Annotated in this window: 14 protein-coding genes; 3 read left to right on the top strand and 11 right to left on the bottom strand. The window is 63.2% G+C overall.

Translation table 11 applies throughout. The annotated features are described in order from the left end of the window. Both NLM27_RS39300 and NLM27_RS39295 read right to left on the bottom strand, forming a co-directional pair. The gene (locus NLM27_RS39300) at nt 1–963 is read right to left on the bottom strand and encodes a phosphate acetyltransferase (protein WP_254148368.1); all 963 of its coding nucleotides are present in this window, start codon (nt 961–963) and stop codon (nt 1–3) included. Between the two features lie 29 nt (nt 964–992). Continuing rightward, nucleotides 993–3,221 (bottom strand): DUF3141 domain-containing protein, encoded by a 2,229-nt coding sequence (locus NLM27_RS39295; RefSeq protein ID WP_254148367.1) that lies wholly within the window; start codon nt 3,219–3,221, stop codon nt 993–995. Nucleotides 3,222–3,290: 69 nt separating this feature from the next. Between NLM27_RS39295 and NLM27_RS39290 the strand changes: the two genes are divergently transcribed. Further along, nucleotides 3,291–3,917 (top strand): GNAT family N-acetyltransferase, encoded by a 627-nt coding sequence (locus NLM27_RS39290; protein ID WP_254148366.1) that lies wholly within the window; start codon nt 3,291–3,293, stop codon nt 3,915–3,917. 3 nt (nt 3,918–3,920) lie between these two features. Here NLM27_RS39290 and NLM27_RS39285 read toward each other — a convergent pair whose 3' ends face one another. From NLM27_RS39285 to NLM27_RS39260, 6 genes are all read right to left on the bottom strand, one after another. Then, entirely contained in the window at nt 3,921–4,385 is a 465-nt protein-coding gene (locus NLM27_RS39285) for a hypothetical protein (protein ID WP_254148365.1), read from the bottom strand. Then, nucleotides 4,369–5,286 (bottom strand): DUF2950 domain-containing protein, encoded by a 918-nt coding sequence (locus NLM27_RS39280; protein ID WP_254148364.1) that lies wholly within the window; start codon nt 5,284–5,286, stop codon nt 4,369–4,371. The genes NLM27_RS39285 and NLM27_RS39280 overlap by 17 nt, the downstream gene beginning before the upstream one ends. After that, on the bottom strand, nt 5,283–6,992 hold the full coding sequence (locus NLM27_RS39275) for a DUF3300 domain-containing protein (RefSeq protein ID WP_254148363.1): 1,710 nt from the start codon (nt 6,990–6,992) through the stop codon (nt 5,283–5,285). Before NLM27_RS39275 ends, NLM27_RS39280 begins: the two co-directional genes overlap by 4 nt. 181 nt (nt 6,993–7,173) lie before the next feature. Next, nucleotides 7,174–9,066, bottom strand: a complete 1,893-nt coding sequence (locus tag NLM27_RS39270; protein ID WP_254148362.1) for a HAMP domain-containing sensor histidine kinase — start codon at nt 9,064–9,066, stop codon at nt 7,174–7,176. 107 nt (nt 9,067–9,173) lie between these two features. After that, the gene (locus NLM27_RS39265; protein WP_254148361.1) at nt 9,174–10,406 is read right to left on the bottom strand and encodes an HlyD family secretion protein; all 1,233 of its coding nucleotides are present in this window, start codon (nt 10,404–10,406) and stop codon (nt 9,174–9,176) included. Beyond that, nucleotides 10,399–10,830: a hypothetical protein gene (locus tag NLM27_RS39260; protein ID WP_254149036.1), complete on the bottom strand. Its 432-nt coding sequence runs from the start codon at nt 10,828–10,830 to the stop codon at nt 10,399–10,401. Before NLM27_RS39260 ends, NLM27_RS39265 begins: the two co-directional genes overlap by 8 nt. Before the next feature lie 162 nt (nt 10,831–10,992). Here NLM27_RS39260 and NLM27_RS39255 point away from each other — a divergent pair, with 162 nt between their 5' ends. Both NLM27_RS39255 and ppk2 read left to right on the top strand, forming a co-directional pair. Continuing rightward, nucleotides 10,993–11,448, top strand: a complete 456-nt coding sequence (locus NLM27_RS39255; protein ID WP_254148360.1) for a hypothetical protein — start codon at nt 10,993–10,995, stop codon at nt 11,446–11,448. 26 nt (nt 11,449–11,474) lie between these two features. Beyond that, nucleotides 11,475–12,275 carry a polyphosphate kinase 2 gene (gene ppk2 / locus NLM27_RS39250; protein ID WP_254148359.1) on the top strand — a complete coding sequence of 267 codons (801 nt, stop codon included), beginning with the start codon at nt 11,475–11,477 and terminating at the stop codon, nt 12,273–12,275. Nucleotides 12,276–12,327: 52 nt separating this feature from the next. Here ppk2 and NLM27_RS39245 read toward each other — a convergent pair whose 3' ends face one another. The 3 genes from NLM27_RS39245 to NLM27_RS39235 are packed head-to-tail and all read right to left on the bottom strand — an operon-like array spanning nt 12,328 to nt 17,256. Next, nucleotides 12,328–12,762 (bottom strand): hypothetical protein, encoded by a 435-nt coding sequence (locus NLM27_RS39245; protein ID WP_254148358.1) that lies wholly within the window; start codon nt 12,760–12,762, stop codon nt 12,328–12,330. Nucleotides 12,763–12,783: 21 nt separating this feature from the next. Then, nucleotides 12,784–14,484 carry an aspartate:alanine exchanger family transporter gene (locus tag NLM27_RS39240; RefSeq protein ID WP_254148357.1) on the bottom strand — a complete coding sequence of 567 codons (1,701 nt, stop codon included), beginning with the start codon at nt 14,482–14,484 and terminating at the stop codon, nt 12,784–12,786. An 18-nt stretch (nt 14,485–14,502) separates the two neighbouring features. Further along, on the bottom strand, nt 14,503–17,256 hold the full coding sequence (locus NLM27_RS39235; protein WP_254148356.1) for a decarboxylase: 2,754 nt from the start codon (nt 17,254–17,256) through the stop codon (nt 14,503–14,505). Nucleotides 17,257–17,344: the final 88 nt, after the last annotated feature.

The following is a 17,344-nucleotide window of genomic DNA, read 5'->3' as shown; positions in this document are numbered from 1 at the left end:
TCACGCAGCAATTGTCGGCGCCTTTTGGCGCCGGGCATGGGCATAAAGCGCGGCGACCGCGCAGGACGCCATCCGTGCTCTCGGGCTGTCCGCGCGCGAGGTCAGGACGACGGGCACCCGCGCACCGAGCACGATGCCGGCACCGTCAGCCTTGGCGAAATAGGCGAGATTCTTGGCAAGCATGTTGCCGGATTCGAGATCAGGCACGACCAGGATTTGCGCGCGGCCGGCGACCTCGGACTTGATGCCCTTGATGCGTGCGGATTCGAGATCGATCGCATTGTCGAACGCCAGCGGCCCGTCGAGCACGCCGCCGGTGATCTGCCCGCGGTCCGCCATCTTGCAGAGCGCCGCGGCCTCGATCGTGGACGGAATTTTCGACGTGACCGTCTCCACCGCGGACAGGATGGCGACCCGCGGCCCCTTGCCGAAGCCGGCCTCGTTGTAGAGATCGATCGCGTTCTGAATGATGTCGCGCTTGGCATCGAGATCAGGAAAGATGTTGATCGCGGCGTCGGTCACGAAGATGGTCTCGGCATAGGCAGGGACGTCCATCACGAAGACGTGGCTGATGCGCCGATCGGTCCGCAATCCCCCGACCTTCGCCGTCACCGCCCGCATCAACTCATCGGTGTGCAGGCTGCCCTTCATCAGAAGTTCACCTCGGGCGGCATGGATCAATTCGACGCCCTTCGCCGCGGCAGCGTCGCTGTGTGCGGCATCGACGATCTCGATGCCGGAGATGGTCAATCCGATCCTGGCGGCCGTATCCCTGATCTTCCGCTCCGGCCCGACCAGAAGGGGCCGGATGATGCCGGCCGTTGCGCTGTCGACGGCGCCCCGCAAGGAGGACTCGTCGCAGGGATGCACGACGATGGTTGGCGTCGGCGGGATCGCCTTGGCCGCGGCGATCAGGCGATCGTACTTGCTGGGAGACTGCGTGGCGGTGGCATCTGCTGACATGATGTCGCTCCCGATCCTTGCAACCCGCGTTACGACGCCTTCGCTTTGGGATCGAAAGGGGCAACGTTCGGCGCCCTTTCGGAACCTTCCTTGGTCTCGATGCCAAACAGGCCAGCGACCTGCCGCAGGCGGTTTGCGCGCTCGCCCGTGACATCCTCACTGGCCGACAGCACCTGCTCGATCGCCTCAAATGCCCCGCGACGACGGTTCATGTCGTCAGGCAGCAACTTCGGAATAGCGGCGAGCGCCCCGTCGCGATCGAGCAACAACATGAAGAATTGCTCGCGCACCAGCATCTTGAACTCGGCAAGGGTCATGCGTCTGCCGCCATGATCCCGACGGATCCGGCGCAGAGCTTCGATGCTGCGTTCGTCCACCATTCCCCGCGCCGAGCCGACATAGAGCAAGGCGCGCAGCGCAGCTTCGCGAAGGCCGCCCTCGCCGATCCGCGACTTCAGTTCAGCGACCCGCTTCTCGAGCATAGCGCGGTGATCGGTAGACATCTCCTGCCGCCGGGACGGTGCGGAAGTGGGATCGACCCCGACGGTCGCCTGGAGCGCCGGCGAACCATAGACGCTGAGGAAGATCGCCTCGCTGAGCGCTTCCTGCGAATCGCGCCAGCTGTCCAGGGCGTGAACGATCTGCTTCGACATCTGCTCCTGGAACGCCAGGAACGGATTGTCCGTCGCGACCGGCTTGCGCTCCTCCTCGGCCTTCTCGGCCAATGATTTCACCGTCGCCATATAGGGGTTCCGGCTGCTGAAGAGCTCGTATTGCAGCCGCAGCGGATGCATGTTGTGGGCCCACTCGGCCATCTGCGGTGACACCATGCCCTTGATCCAGGGCTGGACGAACTTCTGGTAGGCCTTCAGATTGATCTCTGAGATGCGCTTGGCGGTGGCAAAGCGCCGCTCGTCCTCGGGCGAATTGCCGCCCATGGCGCGGATATCGTCGAGCGTCCGCGCCTCGCAGCGCATCACCCACTGTCCCACCACGAGATCCGAACTCGTGGTCTCCTCGTCCTTCGCCTCGAACGTGGCCTCGTAGAGCCCGGGCGGCAGAACGTCGATCAGGTCGATGTTGCTGGAAAATTCCGCATGCTCCTTCTTGGCAACGCCGCCGGACACGAAAATGCCGAGATGGCCGATGCTCTTGTGCACGGTGTAGACGATGGTCTGTCCATAAGCCCTGATCTCGTCGACGTCGGCATAGCAATCGAGGATCCAGTGCAGAGCCTGCTGCGGCGGCGTGATGTTGTCGCCCTCGGAGCAGAACACAACGATCGGCGACCTGATGTTGCGAAGGTCGACCTTGCGGCCGTCGGACATCTCGATCTTGGCCGCCGCGAGATTGTTCCCGACGAACAGCTCGTCGACGATGAACTGGATCTCCTCGGCGTTGAGGTTGACATGGCCGCCCCACCAACGCTCGAATTCGAGATAGCGGTCCGCCTCGGTGTCGACCCTGGAGTAGACGTTGTACTGCTTGGTCCACAATGTGTTGGACGGATTCTGGTTCTCGAAATTCTGCACCAGCCAGGCACCGTCGAACTTACCGGCGCCGAGATCGGACGTCAGGGCCGTCAGCCAGCTTCCGCCCAGCAACCCGCCGGAGTAGCGCATCGGATATTTTCCGTGCACGCCGGCCCAATAGGCGAGCGGCGCGCCGGCGATGATCAGCGGCCCGAAAAGTTCAGGACGCAGCGAGGCCAGGATCATCACGGCCCATCCGGCCTGGCAGTTGCCGATCACGCAGGGCTTGCCGTCGGCATCCGGGTGACGACTGATGACCTTTTCGATGAAGATGGCTTCGGCACGCGCGATGCGCTCGATGGTCTGTCCAGGCATTGGATCCGGCAGAAAGCCGATGAAATAGCAGGGATGGCCTGCCTTCATCGCCACCCCGATCTCGCTATCCGCCTTGAAGCCGCCGATGCCGGGACCGTGGCCCGCACGCGGGTCGACCACGACGAACGGCCGCCGGTCCACATCGATCTCCACATCGTCAGGCGGAATGATGCGCACCAGCGCGTAGTTGACGGGATCGTCGAGCTCGCGACCGTCCATGATCAATTCAGCGGCATATTGGAGAACATGCGGCGCGGTTTGCGCGACGTGTTCCCTGTACTGATCACCGCGCCGACGCATGATGTCCAGGAACAGAACACTGCGCTGTCCCGCATCGATCATGTATTCGACCGCCGAGGCGACCAGCCCCGACATTGGACCACCCGGAATTTGCGGCTTGTCCATGGACATGTTTCGACCTCTCCATCGCGTTCGACAATTGACGGCGCCGGGCAAGGACGAGCGTTGATCTAGGTCAAGGTGATCGACCCGCAGGAAAGGCTCTCATCCCGTATCAAGCTCCCGAGACGCGGCTCGCTTGACGAGCCGATTTCGCTGGACGACATCGGCATGTCACAGATTGCAACTTACAGCGCGCCGGCCGTACTGAGAGACGACACTCCCGTCGAGATCCGTGCGCTGCGGCCGGACGACGAGGCGGATATGCTCGCGGCTATCGAACGCACCGGGCCGCAATCGCTCCAGAGCCGGTTCTTCGTCATGAAGCGGCACTTCTCCGAGAAGGAGCGGGCCTTCTTCCTGGATGTGGATTTCAGCAATCACGTGGCGCTGGCCGCTCTGGTCGAGGAACAAGGGCGTCCCGCCATCGTGGGTGGCGGCCGATATATAGTCACGGATCCTGGTCGGGCCGAGCTGGCCTTCGTCGTGGTGGATGCCTGGCAAGGGCGCGGGATCGGCACCCTTTTGCTGAGACACCTTATCGCCATCGCGCGCGAGCACGGGATGCGGGAGCTTACAGCCGAGGTTCTGGCCGACAATGCATCGATGCGCAAAGTATTCGCGAAGTCCGATTTCAAGCTTGCGAGAGGTGATGACCCGAGAACGGTGCGCCTGGCTCTGGATCTTGCATCCGCGAGCCCCACTTGAGCCTCATCTCAAGGTGATCGTGATTTGACTGATATTGGCGGCAAGCTCGAGGCCGGCCTTCGGGCCTTGTAGCACGATCGTCACCCCCTTTTCGTTGCGGAGGTGGACGCCGTTGATGCCCCCGACCAGAGCAAAACCGCCGCCGACCGAGCTGTAGGTGCCCGCGAAGTCGCCGACCTCGCGGATACCTGAGGCACGGCCATCGAGCCGGCCAACCGTCGCGCCGACCGTGATGCCAAAACTCAGACCGCTGATCTTGAACGGATAGGCCTTGCCGCGATACGTGAGCACCCCGCGGCCGCCGCCGCCGCCGACCAGAAGGCCCGCCTTGACGATCTTGGCCGTGACGTGACCGGCTGCTTGCGCGAAGGACGGCGTCGCCGGCATGGTCAGCCCGAGCGCCAGCAGGAGGAGCGCTATCGGACGAAATGCGCGCCGGCGCGCGTGCCGTTCAGGGCTTTGCTGCATCGACCTTCTTCCAGGTCTCGTCGGGATCGAACAGCCTGGTCCGCTCGGCGATGAATGCCGTGCGCTTGCCGAGATCCTTCTGGTAGACGGTGCCGGCATGGTTGACCAGAAAGGTCATCACGCCCGAATTACCGTACTCCGCGGGCCAGGCGATCAAGGCGAAGCCGCCGATCATCTTGCCGTTGACGACGTAGTTGAGCGCGCCGCCGGGCGCATCGCGGCCTTGCCCTTTGAGGATGCGGAAATAGTAGCCGTGATAGGGCGCAGGTCCGACATCGCCCGCGCGATAGCCCTCTTTCGAGGCCTCTGCGGCCAGCGCGCCGAGCGGGCTCGGGTCGCTGTCGTCGCGCCAGAACAGGCCGTCCTTCTTGCCGGGCGAGGAGACGATGCGCTGCGCGTAGACACCGGCGCCCTCGCCGCGGTCCTTGTCGGCATATTCGTTTTGCGCGTCGACAAAAGCGAGCGCGGTCTGGATCGCGTCCAGCTCGTTGCGGCCGATGCGGCGGCGGAGCACCTCGATGCGGCCCTCATCGGTGTCGAACTCCCAGCCGTTTCTGTTGTTGACCAGCGGAATCGGGAACGGGAAGTCATCTGGTCCCAGCATCAGGGTCGCGGTCTTGTTGCCTTCCGCCTTGATGCCGTGCTTGGCGTCATACATCGACGTGAAGCGCTGGCGGATGTCGTTGTCGGCGACCTCGTCGCCTGAGGAGACGATGTCGTCGGCAGCCCGCCCAAGCACTTTCAGAATGTCACTTGGTCCGCTCTTGACGGCGGCCGCGAGCGCGGCGGCCGCATCTTCCGGCGTCTTGTAGGATTGCCGCGCCTGCGACGCAGTGCCCAGCAGTGCCAGCGCCATGATGCCCGGCAACACCGCGCGTCGGAACGATTTCTGGCCGGTCATGGCGTCACCTCCGCAGGAATCTTTGCGCCGCTGGCGCGCCAGTCGCCGTAGGTGCGGAATTTCAGCCCGAGCTTTTCGTAGTAGACACGCAGATAACCGTCGCTGCCCCGGGTCACGGCGGCAGGCATCACCTGCTCGACCTCCTGCGCCATGACGCCGACATAGGCCTTGTCGCTGCCGATGTAGCTGAAGCGATAGTAGCCGAGGCCGTTACCTAGATGGCCGAGCAGGACGACATCATGCTTCAACGCGATGTCGGAGCGCCGGCCGCCACCACCTCCGCGGCCGCCTCCGCCGCCTCCACCGCGGAAGCCACCACCACCGCCGCCGCCGCGCATCGCCATGCCGCCCCCGCCGCCACGGCCGGCCATGCTCGGTCCGCCGCCGCCGCGCGGCATGCTCGCCATGCTGGACCGTCCACGCGCCGACGCCGCGGCCGCGGACCGGCCGGACGACACATTCATCGCGCCGCCGCGATTGCCGCCACCGCCACGGTTGGCCGCACCGCCGCCGGCGCGGTTCGCAGCCTTGGCGCGATCGCCGCCGACCTTGGCACGATCGCCACCACCCTTGGCACGATCACCACCGCCCTTGGCACGATCTGACGCACCGGCCCTATCGCCACCACCAGGCCGATCGCCTCGGTTGCCGGCACGGTCACCCGCGCGATCGCCAGCACGATCTCCCGCACGGTCACCCGGACCGCCGCGATCACCGGCACGGTCGCCCGCGCGATCTCCCGCACCTTGATTGGGTCTCAAGACCTGGTTTCCATCACGACCGCGAAAATCCATCCGGTCCGACGCGCCGGCCCTGATGTTGTTGTTGCCGAAACGCTGCTGAACATTGGTGTTGTTGTAGCGCACGCCTTGGCGATGCGCCGGATTGTGCTGCCAGCCGTTGCCGATGTTTGTGGTGCGATGGTTGACGTAGACGTTGCGGTTCCCCCAGTTGCAGCCGCCGCCCCAGTAATTGCCCCAACGCCCGATCGCCCAGGCCGTGCCGAAGGCGAGGCCGGCCGCGATCACGCCGGCGCCGATATAGGACGGGTAACCCCAATAATAGGGCGGATACTCCGCATAGGGCCAGCTGCCATAGACCGTCGCCGGATCGTAATAAGGCACGTACATCTCCGCGGGGTCGGCCTGCTGGATCACGACGACCTGCTTGCCCTCCTGAGACTGGACACTGATCTTCTGCTGCTTGGTGGTGACCAGCTTCTTGTTGTCGTAGGCCTTGGTGCGCAGGCGCTGGATCGCATCCATCACATCGGGTTGCTGGGCAAGAAAGGCGTCGCCGAGCTTCTGGGTCCAGTCGAGTTGGTCGTTCATCATGGTCAGGACGGAAGCGGTGCTGGCGAGCGCCTTGACGCTGTCGTCCCAGCCCTGCTTGTCCACCTCCGTCTTCAGCGCGTCACCTTTGAGACTCTTGCGCTCCTTCAGCCAACGGTCGGCCTGCACCACCTCCAGCGGATAGGTTGAGGCCGCCAGCACATTGGCCAGGAGCTCGTCGGGATAAAGCGCGATCGGCGCGACGAGGGCCTCGAGCTGCTCGGGCTTCAAGAGCTCGGCAGTCGGCGCAGGCGGGCTCGCGGGCTGGGCCTGCGGACTGGGGGCCGCAGGTGTCGTTGGGGTCTGCGCCGTTGCAGCGACCGAAGTCGCCATCAAGAGCGCAAGCGCCATCAGGGTCTTGCCGCAGCGAAACATCACATCCTCCCTCGGACTTCCAGTGCGGGAAGATCGAGCCGGGGCGCAGGCGTTTGTTGATCGAGATCAACGAAACGAGGTCATCGTGGCTGCTGCAGCGCGAGGGTGAACTATCATTCCCCGATGAGGCCGAGACGGCTTGCCCCTGCCGGCCCAGAGGTCAAGGTCCCGGGACCGCCTCTTACCGAGCTCTCGGAAGCCGGATCGTGAACAGCGCGCCGCCGGCGAGCTGGTTCGCCGCGTCAATCGCGCCGTGATGGGCCTCGATGATGGTTCTGGCGATCGCGAGCCCCATGCCCATGCCTTGCGGTTTGGTCGTGAAGAACGGATCGAAGACGTTTGCGAGATCGGAGGCGGCCATTCCCGGCCCGGTATCGGCAATCCTGATTTCAGCGTGATTGCCGGCACGCAGGGTCGAGACGCTGACCTCTCGCTTTCCGGTGTCCGCATCGGAGATCGCATCCATCGCGTTGATGATCAGGTTGAGAATGACCTGCTGAAGCTGGACCGGATCGCCCTTGACGTGCAGATCAGCCAGGACAGGCATATAGCTCAACGTGATGCGGCGTCCGTCGGCGACGGCTTTCACAAGACCGATCGCTTCGCGGACGGTATCGTTGAGCTCGATATCCTTGACCTCAAACGGCGTCTTTTTCAGAACGCTGCGCAACCTGCGGATCACCTCGCTCGCCCGTTGGTCATCGCGCCTGATGTCGGCGAGAATCTGGCGAATTTCGTCAATGTCCGGCGAATTGCCCCTCAGCATGAGTTCCGCCGTCTCGGCATTCGTCAGGATAGAGCCGAGCGGCTGGTTCAGTTCGTGGGCGATCGAGGTCGTGAGCTCGCCGACAGTTGAATAGCGATTGACGTGGGCGAGCTCAGTAAGCCGCTGGCGCGATTCCACTTCGGCGACTCGGCGGCGGCGACGCTCGTGCAGCAACCCGCTGATGAGACCCGCCTGCACCAGGAATACCGCCGTGATCATCAACATCTGCCAGCGATAGCGCACCCAGATGTTCGGCTCGCGAAACACGATCTCGCTGCCGGGAGGCAGGCGACTCTCGCTGATGTCCCAGCGCTGCAACTCTCGCCAATCGTATTTCGGCGTGGCGAATTCGAGCGGCTCAAAGCTGATGCCCGCCGGTTTTGCACCGCCGAGAATGCCAATCGTGGCGCTGACGGTCCTCGAACTCGTTGCAGCAATCGTATGCATTGGTCCCCCGACCGTGCCGTCGCCGAAGAATGGCTCCTGGTAGGAAAAGATCGGGGCATTCGCGACTGCGCGCAGGCTGCGCAGGGCGATGTCGCTCTCGTGGACGACCCCAGCCGCGTCGACAGACATCAGACCCCAGAACAGCGCGGTGTGTGGCGGGAGCTTTGACGCGCGTTTCAGGATCTCCTCGAATGACAGATCCGAATACCAGACGAGCTCTATCCGCTCGGCCAGAGGCTTCAGCTCCCGCTTTACCTCCTCCATCCAAAATTTCTCCAGCGGCGAGGCACCGATCACGACCATGACCGTTTTTGTGTCCGGCAAGACCTGCAGGATGTTGTCGAATGCGGCCAAGAAATCATTGCGGATCGACACCACGACGTCGTTGTCGCTGAGATCAGCGCGATTAATCAACCGGTGCTCGACCGCGGAGAGTATCAACGGTGTATTGGGGAATAGTCTTGCTCGGTATCTCTGCGCAAACCGGGCAGCAGGCGCACCTATGGTCAACACGACGTCAGGCATCGCGCCTTGGTACAGCGATTGGAGATAATCGACGAATGGCGCCTCGGGACCGGGATTGTTGAAGCGCGCCGTCAGCAGGGCGTGCTCCTGAATATCGAGTGGCCAGGGCGATTGGCGCTCGAGCTCGGCTTTGATGTCGCGCGCATACTCGCTCCACGGTCGAAAATCACGGCCGAAGGAATGCAACACCAGCACCCGCTTGAGTTCGCCGCGCGGGCTCCGCTCGACTGCACCGGCTCGCCCGGCCGACAGGCACAAGGCGACAAGCAGGCCGAAACAGAATAGCGCAGTCGCAGCCCACGGCCTGACCCTGTCGATGGACGTGCCCCGGCTCATGCTGCACCCTCGCAGCTTCCGACGGCTGCTTTCTGGGCAATTCTAGCGGGATTTGCCGTGCGCGGACAGCCCGTAACACCACGCCTCGGCTATCCTTCCTGGGCCGTTCAGTGGCCGCTCAGCACCAGTGTCTGGATCGGCAGCAACAGCGCCTGAATGCGCAGCAGCAGCGCGTGGACCAGGCCAACGCCGTCCACGACGTGCAGCGCGATCTTCCGGCTGGTCGGAGTGTCCTTGGCCGAGATTTCCTCGTGATTGCTGGTGTAGGCATTGACGATGCAGCTGCTGCCGGGTGTCACTCCGTTGAGGCCGCCTTTGTAAAGCGGCTCCAAAAACACCAGGATCGTGCCGGGCTTCACGGTGTTCTGGACTTCCAGCAATTGCTCACCGGACCGGAATTGCCCGGCCGCGATGTAGTCCTGCACGGTCGTGATCACCATCGGGATGATCACCCACGGCTTCGACATGCAGGTCGCCTCCGCCACCATGCCGGTCTTCATCACCTGCGCCTCGATCTGGCCGAAGCCGGCCTGAAGAAGCTTTCGGCCGGCCTCTTCCGGAATCAGGATGCCGGCCGGGCGCATCAGCTGGTTGACGACGTCGCCGGAGCGAACCAGGAACTGCTCGACCCGTCCGTCCACGCCGGCGCGAACCACAGTCTTGTCAAGGTCGACTTGCGCCTGCGCCAGAGCCGCCTCGGCGCTCGACTTCTGCGCAGGCAAAAGCGTCGTGACCTGCAAGCTTGTGGATTGCTTTGCCGCGGTCGCGGCGTCGACACCGGCCTGACGCTGATCGACCAGCACCTTGAGCTTGTCGATGTCGCGCTGCGGCACGATGCCGGGATTGCGGCGCTGGAGTTCGCTCTTGACCTCGAGTTCGTCGAGGGCCTGCTGATGATTGGCCTTCGCCTCCTGGATCTGGGCTTCGGCCTTCACCACGTCGGATTGCGCCGCCGTCATTGCAGCGTCAACCTCCAAGATCTTGCGCTTCGCAGTTTCAAAAGCTGCCTGCTGCCGCGAGCTGTCGAGCGAGAACAGCACATCCCCCTTTTTGACGGCCTGGGTGAAGCCGACATTGACCTCAGCCACCCGCCCCGAGCCTTCGGGCAGGATCGGCACCGTGCGGAAATAGAGTGTCGCGCTCGACGTCGACGGGTGGAAGTAGAAGATCATCGTGATGAGCGACACCGTCAGCATCAGGCAGGCGGTGATGCCCCAGCGCAGCTCGTACCAGACCGAGTAGAAGGTGATCTCCTTGCCGAGCCGCCTGCCCTGCACGTAGCGACGGAACAGGTAGTCGGGCAGGATCGTCACCAGGGAGCAGAGCAGGACTTCAAGCATTGCTGTGCGCCTTCTCCTTCGCCTTCACGGGCTCGGCCTTCTGCTCCACCCCGGCGGTCGCTTGCCCCTCGTCCTGCGTGATCTCACGCCCCTCCGCGGGTGCCGTATCCGCGATCTTCTCAACCGAATCGGCAATGCTGCGCAATGGCGTGCCGAAGTCCGGGATATCGATCAACGCGAGCAGCAGGCCCGCCACCCAGAAGACGTGCATATGCGTGAACAGCGACAGAAGGCCGAGGATCGCCACGATCTCGAACTGAAGCTTCTGCGACTTGTGCGCCATCCGCTCGGGCAGGCTGTGCAGCCGCCAATACAGCGTGCCGACCCAGAACACCGCGCCGATCAGGAATACGCCCATTACCACCATCAGTGTGTCGGTCCCGCTCCCCGACGCCAGATAGAACGGCAGATGGTGTGGGGCCATCGGATGAAGCTGGTCGCTCAAACGTCTCTCCCGGTCAGCAAACCTGCACTTGCGGCACTGTGTTCGGGCAGCTTCCCGATTTGCTTGATTTGAATCAAGGGAACGCCCCCTCCCGGACCTAGCGTCCCCAAAAGCCGATTCACAACCAAGGGAGCCGCAGCCATGCCCGGCCTCGACGAACTCATTCCCAGCGCCACGCAGATCCGCAAAGAGGCCGCGCTCAAGGAGGCCGAGAAGGCCGAAGAATATGTCCGCCTCGCCGCGGCTGCCGAGGCCGAGAAGCATGCCCTGATCGATCGCCTGAGCAAGCCTTCCGGCAAGACTGAGGAGGAGAAGATCAAGCTCGCCTCGACGATCATCCAGCGTGCGGTACGAAACGGGCTTACCGAGGTCCTGGTGTACCGTTTCCCCAACACGCTCTGCACCGACAAGGGGCGCGCCATCAACCAGATGGAAAAGGGCTGGGAAAATACGCTGACGGGCATCCCCAAGGAGATCTTCCAGCTCTGGACCGACTATCTGAAACCGCGCGGCTATCGCATCGCCTATCAGATCATCGATTTTCCGGGCGGCATGCCCGGCGACGTCGGCGTGACCATTTCATGGGGCGACGACTAGCGCTCACCAGCAGCGGAAGGACGGGCATGGCCAAGGACGCGCCGGCGGAACGGATGAAGCGGAAGGACTATGAGAAGGAGCTGGAAAAACTTCAGGTCGAGCTCTGTCACCTCCAGGAATGGGTGAGATCCGAGAAACTGAAGGTGATCGTCATCTTCGAGGGGCGCGATGCCGCCGGCAAGGGTGGCACCATCAAGGCGCTGACCGAGAAGGTGAGCCCGCGCGTGTTCCGTGTCTGCGCCCTGCCCGCGCCCTCCGACCGACAAAAATCCCAGCTGTTCCTGCAGCGCTACATCGAGCAATTCCCGGCCGGCGGCGAAATCGTGATCTTCGACCGCAGCTGGTACAACCGCGCCGGTGTTGAATATGTCATGGGGTTCTGCTCGCCGGCCGAGCACAAGCGCTTCCTGGAACTATGTCCGCTGGTCGAGAAATTCGCCGTGGACGCCGGCATCATCCTGATCAAGCTGTGGCTCGAGGTCGGCATGGAGGAGCAGGAGCTCCGCTTCCAGGCGCGCATCGAGGATCCACTGCGGCAGTGGAAGCTGAGCCCGATGGACACCGAGTCGTTCGGACGCTGGTACGATTACTCCCGTGCACGGGACATGATGTTCGAGGCGACCGACACCAAACATGCGCCGTGGCGGCTGATCCGCTCCGACGACAAGCGGCGGGCGCGGCTCAACGTCATCTCGCACATCCTGAGAACGATACCCTACAAGAAGGTCAAGCGTGAGAAGGTCAAGCTGCCGGCACGGTCCCACAAGGGACGCTACAACGACCAGGCCAGCCTGCGCGGGATGAAGTTCGTTGAGGAACGATACTAAATGCAAACGGGCTGCGGTACGCAGCCCGTTTGCCTTGAGTCAGGTCCTGAGCCTATTTCAAACGGATCGTGACGCCGCCGACCGCGGCCGACACTTCCGCGCCGACCCTTGGACCGCTGAGCTGAAGGATCACGCCATTGGCGTTCTGCAGCTGAACGGCACCCGCGCCTGCGGCGACGGCTCCGCCGGCGCCACCCACGGCATAAGAGCCTTCGATGGATTGCGGTCCCTTCAGATTGAGCGCCCGGCCGACGAACTTCGTGGTCGACGCCCCGATTGTCAGGCCGACGCTCATGCCGGAGACCGTGAAGGGATATTTCTTGCCGCGGTAAACCAGAACGCCCTCGCCGCCCCCGACGCCGACGACGAACCCGCCCTTGGTGAAGACGACGGCAACTTGGCCGGTATCTGCACGCGACGGCGTGCTGATACCGGTACCGGCTGCGATCGAGGCAATCAGGACGGCGCCGATGGTAACTTTCCTCATGACGTTACTTTCCCCTTCTGGTTATTGAGCCAACAACATCGCGAAGTAGCCGAAGATGGTGAGCAGGATGCCCGAGACGGCATAACCGACCGGGAATCCGATCCAGGGTACCGAGCTCTGGATCTCGACCGCGGCCTCGCGGCACGGGCCGGAATGCGAACGCGCACCCGCAACGCCACCCATCAGCACGGCCGGATTGATCTTGAAGACGTGGAAGCCGATCGCCCAGACGATGAAGGGCGGGATCGTGCAGGCGATGAAGCCGACAAGGAATATCTTGAGGGCGACCGCACCGGTGAGCTGTGCCAAGAGACCCGCGCCGGCATTGACGCCGACGATCGCGACGAACACGACGAGACCGAGATCCTCCAGCACGTTGCGCGCCGCGTTCGGCGTGTTGCCGAAGAAGCGCAAGCGCGACACCACCGAGGACACGATCACGCCCGACAGCAACAAGCCGCCAGCGTTGCCGAGGCCGACCTTGGCACCGAACGCCGGGAACTCGATCATGCCGATCAGGAAGCCGATGATCATGCCAACGGCCAGCGTCAGCAAATCGGTCGACGTGTTGGCCCGCGCAATACGGCCCCACATGTCGCCAAGCTCGTTGACGGCGGACTTGAGACCGACCACGGAAACGATGTCCATCCGCTCCAGCTTGGTCTTGAGACCAGCCGGAATCTGGACGCCGCCGCGCTCGACCTTGATAACCTGCAACTGGCCGGCGATCGCGGTGTCGCGGAAGGACTCGAAGGTACGTCCCACCATCTCTTTGTTGGTAACGAGGATGTCTGCCTGGTCCATGGGAATGCCGAGTGTCTTGGCATCGGCGACCTCCGGGCCGATCAAGCCCATCTTCTCGGTGAGATGCTCCGTCGCGCCGCCGAGTGCGACGATGTCGCCCCTTTGCAGGACGAGGTTGGGATCGGCGCCTTGCGGCTCGCCGTTCCGTCCCACATTGACGATCCGGTACTCCGGATTCATCGCGCGGAACTTTGCGATGCTCATGCCGGTCGTCGCGGGATTTTCCAGCCGGTAGGCGCGCAGGCCGAACTGGCGATAGCCGGTCAGGCCGCCGCCTTCGAGATCCTTGACGCCGAACTCCTGCTCATACTGCTTGGCGGCGGCTTTGGCGTCGACGCCCCACCAGCGTGGCAGATATTTGCAGATCAGGATGATTCCGACGGTGCCCCAGATGTAGGTAATGCCGTAGGACAGCGCGATCATGCCGGTGGCGTCTTCCGGCTTCATGCCCTCGGGCAGCTTGACGACACCCGATGTGACGGCCTGTTCGGCCGAACCAATCGCCGCCGACATGGTCTGCGAGCCTGCCAGCATGCCGCCAGCGGCACCGGGCGGAAGTGCGAACAGTTTTGCGCCAATCACCACCAGCGCAAGGCCAAGGACGCTCGACACCAGCGCCAGGATGCAGAACTTCAGGCCGTCGCCCTTCAGGCTATTGATGAAGGACGGACCGACCCGCAAGCCAACGCCGTACATGAAGAGATAGTAAAACAGGCTCTTGGCAAAATTGTTCAGTTCGAGCTTCACGCCATAGGTCGACGACCACACCGATAGACCCGCGCCGACCACGATGGCGCCGGCGACCATGCCGAGGCCATAACCTTTGATGCTGGCCCGGCCGATATAGACGGCGAGGCCAACGACGAAGAACAGCAGCAGATACGGATATTGCTGCAAGAACGTGAAAAATGCCTGCATGATCGTCCCCTCCAACACTTATGACGCAGCCTTGAGCTTGGGCTGCGTGTGGGGTTTCGGCCGTCCGATCTTTGCCAAGGCTTCGGCGCGCACGAGCTTCAAGCCTTCCTTGGCGTCGTAGCCGTGGATCTCCTTCACATCGAGCTTGCGCATGAAGTCGATTGTCTCCTGCGTGATGACCTGACCGGGCACCATGATCGGGAAGCCCGGCGGATACGGAATCACGAAGTTGGCCGAGACGAGCTCCGGTCCCGACTTCAGCCGGCGATCAATCTCGGGATCGTTGAGGCGGATATGCTCGCAGCCGGCCACGTCATAAGCGGCATAGAAGCCGCTGCGAATGTCGCCTTCGTTGGTCTTGCTGCCGGCATCGCCGCGGAAGCTCGGGTGGAAATGCGAGAAGTTCGGCAGATCAGGCACATCGGTCATCAGGCTCTTCACCCGCGCCTCGAAGGTCTTCTTCGCGTTGGCGCCACCCTGCGCCAGCCCGCGGTCGACCTCGCCCGCGATTTCGGCAAGCACCCGAACGAGATGCGCGACGTCGCTACGGGTGTTGTTGATATTGGACTGGACCAGGACCGAGTTGCGCGAGGTCTTGTTGACCTGGATGTTGTACTCGTTGGCCAGGATGCCCTTGAACTGAGTGCCGTCATAACCGGCCATGCCGCACACCAGCGTCATGCGGGTCGGATCGAGGCAGAACTCGTCCTCGTCCAGGCTCTTCAGCGTATTAACCCAGTTCACGCCGGCCGCGAGATAGTCGGTGAACCCGCTCTGGCGATATTGCGCGGGCACCATGACGTCGGCGCCGAGCACACGGAAGTATTTCGAGATCAGGGGATTGTTGTTGACGGCTTGGCGGATGGCGAACGCGATCTCCATCGCATTGGCAACGAGACCATAGCCCTCCAGCTCCATCTGGCGCCGCGAGATGTCGAGGCTGGCGATGAGCTGCTGGTTCGGGCTGGTGGAGGCGTGGGTGAACACCGCCTCCTTGAATTGCTGCTCGACGGTGTGAAATTCGACGTCCTTGACCGAGAGCATGGAGCCCTGCCGGATCGCCGACATCGACTTGTGAGTCGAATTGGTCTGGTAGACCCGCAGGCGGATCTGTCTGGGATCTGGAATGAGCCGGGTCTTGAGCAGCACCTCGTTCGACGGATTCTTGCCGAGCTCGGCCTGCTGCCTCTCGTACGCCGTGACCGACTTCGGATCGTGCATCCACGCTTCGATCTCGTTGGCTGCGCCCATCGCGGTACGACGCCGCAGGAACGGCGAAAAGCGCGCAAAGCCGAACCAGGCTTCGTCCCACAGGAAGATCAGGTCCGGCTTGATGGCGAGACACTCCTCCATCACCCGGCGGGTGTTGTAGATATGGCCGTCGAAGGTGCAGTTGGTGAGATCGAGCATCTTGACGCGGTCAAGCCGGCCGTCGGCCTTGGCGCCGAGCAGCGCCTGCTTGATCGTCTTCAGGGGCACCGCGCCGTACATCGAATATTCCGTCATCGGGAAGGCTTCGACGTAGAGCGGCTGGGCGCCGGCCAGCACCATGCCGTAATGGTGCGACTTGTGGCAGTTGCGGTCGACGATGGCGATATCGCCGGGTGCGAGCAGCGCCTGCACCGCCATCTTGTTCGAGGTCGAGGTGCCGTTGGTGACGAAGAAGACGCGGTCAGCGCCGAGCGCCCTCGCCGCCTTCTCCTGCGCCTTCTTGATGTTCCCGGTCGGCTCCAGCATGCTGTCGAGGCCGCCGGTGGTGGCGCTGCTCTCGGCCAGGAACAGGTTCGGGCCATAGAACTCGCCCATGTCGCGGATCCAGTCGGACTTGAAGATCGACTTGCCCCGGGCAATCGGCAGCGCGTGGAAGGTGCCGATCGGACGCTGGGCATATTTCTTCAGATTGTCGAAGAACGGCGTGTCGTAGCGATCCTGGATGCCCTCGAGGATGGACAGATGCAGCTCGAGAAGTTCCTCGACGGAATAGAAGATGCGGCGAACCACGTCCGCCTCGGGATTGCCCGCCAGCTCCTCCACGTCGCGGTTCGAGATCATGTAGAGATCAAGCTCAGGCCGTACGCGTTTGATGATCTGGGCGAGCCGAAGTGCAGAGGCGTCGGACTCGTCATTGAGGCCGGCCGCAGCGGTGATCGAGCGCAACACCGGGGCATCGTGGCGGGAGCGCAGTCCAAAACCTTCGTTGATGATGACGGCCGCGATGTTGGGATTGAGCATCGTCGCACAGAAAGCATCCTCCAGGCTTCCGACGATGACCGGTTCATAGATGAAGGCATCGACGGGGCGCCGCAGCTTGCGCCATTCGGCAGCGAGCGCCGGCCACTGGCCGGGTGACACCCCGGTCACGATCAGGGTCTCGAAATAAGGCCGGCGCGCCGCATGGGCACCGAAGCTCGGCGGCACCAGTTCGGGCGCATCGCCATTGCCGTCGTCCTTCGCGCTCCAGTCGCCGGCATGCTGACGGAAAGATCGCGTCGCCAGCGCCTGGGAGATCCGGCTCGCCAGCGCAAAGGAGGTCACCCCGTCGCCTGCGGCGGCGGCTTCCCGCAGCGCCGCCATCAATTGCAGACCTGGGTAACCGTGAAACTCTTCCGTGACCGAAAGCTCGGCCAGCGCCGCGTCGTAAGCCGCGCGATTGCCCACTCGTGCCCAGCTTTTCGCGGCCTCGACCAGATCGCGCCAGTCGTCTGCCCGCGCCCCGGGACCGGAAAAGAACTGGTCGATGCGCTTTTGCGCGGCCTTGGGCTCTTTAGACATGTGTCTCTCCCGATCAATTGGGCGAAGGTGATGCGGGATCGTGAGTGCGGCGCCGGTCGCTCCATTGATCCAAGTCAACGGTCGCGCG

This window comes from Bradyrhizobium sp. CCGB12 (assembly GCF_024199845.1).
Classification (GTDB): Bacteria; Pseudomonadota; Alphaproteobacteria; order Rhizobiales; family Xanthobacteraceae; genus Bradyrhizobium.
This window is presented reverse-complemented; position numbering and strand designations above follow the sequence as displayed.